Below are 2282 nucleotides of genomic sequence, written 5' to 3'. Positions count from 1 at the left end.
ACGCCATCGCAGTCAACTTGGCGACGGACACCGGCGTGATCAAGGGCTCGGGCAGTGGTGATGGAGGACTGTTCCGCGGCATTCTGGTGCGGTATCTGGCCTTGGTGGCGACGGACCTTCCCGACGATCAGAAGCTATCCCGTGCGACGAAGCGCTTGGCGGCAAAACTTGTCGTGTCGACGGCAGACGCGGTGTGGGATCAGCGCCTGGAAGTGAACGGGCTCCCTGTTTTTAGTGCGGACTGGACGCGTCAGGCGGAGATTCCGCGCTCGGGTGGCCGCATCGCGGGCTCGAGCGGTGGGGCAGTAGCAGGTTCGGAGATCGCCGAGCGTGATCTGTCTGTGCAGCTGTCCGGGTGGATGGCGATTGAAGCTGCTGCCCGGGTAGTCAATAACGAGCGGTTGCGCGGGGCCTAGTGGGCGAGGGACGGCAGCCACTCCAATAAATTCGCTGATGGATCAGAACACCACCGGTCTTTGTCCTGGGTGAGTAGGACAAGCAGGCTTTATCCGCCCACTTAACCTCTGTGGTGCCGAATTCGCCAAGAAAATGAAGCTGGGACGATGCATATCTAAGGATTGAGGTCTCATCCATCGGGATACGTAGATGGGCAGTCATCGTGTCACTGTCGAGCGGGTCCACGACGCCAGTCAATTGGATGAAAGACCGTAGATGCCGAGATCAGTCTCAACCGGATCAAAGCTCTAGCGGACTATACGGTTGCCGTTAACTTTTGAAGACCTTGGGGCCAAGATATCCACCAGGCAAAGTCTGTTCTCTGCGAGCAGAGAAAGATAAAAGCCCTTAAAAACTACGAAAACCCCGGCCGAACTGAGCAACACGTAGCAGAGGAAAACTTGAATTCGTCGACAAAGATGGAAGCATCCTAGGTCCCACACCGAGATAGGTTCTGTATCGAGGGTTGAAGGATCTGGCTACACGCATGAGTGACTGAAACGGGAACAATCCGGGACGGCTCGCAACACAGTATGTAGAACACATACGCGTACGCTCTTGAACCCTTTGAAAGGAATAGGAACCATGCCAGACGCAAGCGAACAGTTAGGCCTAGATGTTTTGCTACTCGAGGGCCGTGCTGATGGGCCCATTCTCGTACAGATCCCTGACACCAGGTATGATCTCTACATACTGCCTAGGAGCTCGCTCAAAGAGTACCGTAACCACTCGAAAATGAACCTGGCTGGGATCTATTTCGTCCTTGGTGACCTAGAAAGTGACGAGGAGAACCTCTACATCGGCAAAGCGGCCGTGAGGAAGAATAACGACGGCACCCTCAAGCACGTTCTTGAAAATATGCGTAACGGCAAACACCTGTTCTGCCGACGCGTCGCCATGTTGGTTTCGCGACCCGAAAGCTTCACGGCCACCGAGTTAGGTTTGATGGAAGATGCCTTCATCACGTTGGCCCGCGAGGCCGGACGTACGCACATGTCCAACGGCACCGGTGCCCACGCAGGTAGAGTGGGTGCGGCACAGATGAACCGCATCGGCCAGATCGTCAGTAATACCCGGCTGATGTTAGCCACTATGGGCATCATGATTTTGGAAACTCCGCTGCCCACTGAGGAGTTCTCGGATGTGGCCCTAGGCGAAAATGAAGATGCTCACGTAGAGTCGCGCGGTCCTGCCCGGGAGGTGAGTAACGAGTTCTATAGTCACCGGCGTAAAGAGAACCGGGCCACCCTTGTGCGCAGTGGCAGCGAATGGGTGCTCAAGAAGGGCAGCTGGCTCCTTCAGGCTAAAACAGAGCATGTCGCCGAGGAACGAGCACGTCACGCTCGACTGATCGATGGGGATGTGACGGTGGGAGACATTCCTTTCACATCCCCCAACAAGGCCGGAGTGTTCGTTAATGGGAACGCGGCCAACGCACGTACCTTCTGGAAGGACGAAAACGGGCGCACCCTGGGCGAGTACATAGAGAACGGTGAAATTTAGCCGAGTTGATAAGCGTATCAGCAGCTCGGGTTGTATAAGTGCATCGTCGCAGAACCCCTCTAAACAAAGGTCTTAATGGTCTTTGACCGGGGCGAGCAGGCTAGATTCGTATTTGATCTCACCATCGCGAACTTTGTCGTAGTAGCTGAGCTTTGAATCGATGAAGGCCAACATGTCGCGCAAGTTCGCGATCTTGTCTTCGACAACATGGCGTTGATCCTGGAGAATGTCCTTGCGTTGAGGGATGCTTTCCTCGCCCTCCAGGCAGAGCTCCATGTATTCGCGCATTTGGTCGATCCCCATGCCGCATTCGCGCAGGCAGC

General features: G+C 55.4%; 2 protein-coding genes and 1 pseudogene. 2 read left to right on the top strand and 1 reads right to left on the bottom strand.

Annotated features, from left to right (window positions below; all coding sequences use genetic code 11):
* Both Q3981_RS10365 and Q3981_RS10360 read left to right on the top strand, forming a co-directional pair.
* A pseudogene (locus tag Q3981_RS10365) lies at positions 1-416 on the top strand (glycoside hydrolase family 76); the annotation flags it as partial.
* Between the two features lie 775 nt (positions 417-1191).
* The gene (locus Q3981_RS10360; protein WP_303126013.1) at positions 1192-1959 is read left to right on the top strand and encodes a hypothetical protein; all 768 of its coding nucleotides are present in this window, start codon (positions 1192-1194) and stop codon (positions 1957-1959) included.
* A 72-nt stretch (positions 1960-2031) separates the two neighbouring features.
* On the opposite strand, the gene Q3981_RS10355 is transcribed toward Q3981_RS10360, so the two are convergent.
* Positions 2032-2282 (bottom strand): MerR family DNA-binding protein (locus Q3981_RS10355; RefSeq protein WP_368410113.1); only part of this gene is annotated, 251 nt, incomplete at its 5' end.

It is taken from the genome of Corynebacterium sp. (assembly GCF_030530965.1).
Taxonomy (GTDB): domain Bacteria; phylum Actinomycetota; class Actinomycetes; order Mycobacteriales; family Mycobacteriaceae; genus Corynebacterium.
Note: the sequence above shows the minus strand (reverse complement) of the source record. Positions and strands in the feature narration are given on the sequence as shown.

Bases quoted from the DNA above. Each gene is read 5' to 3' on its own strand.
- Q3981_RS10360 (WP_303126013.1), top strand. From the start codon at position 1,192: ATGAACCTGGCTGGGATCTATTTCGTCCTTGGTGACCTAGAAAGTGAC.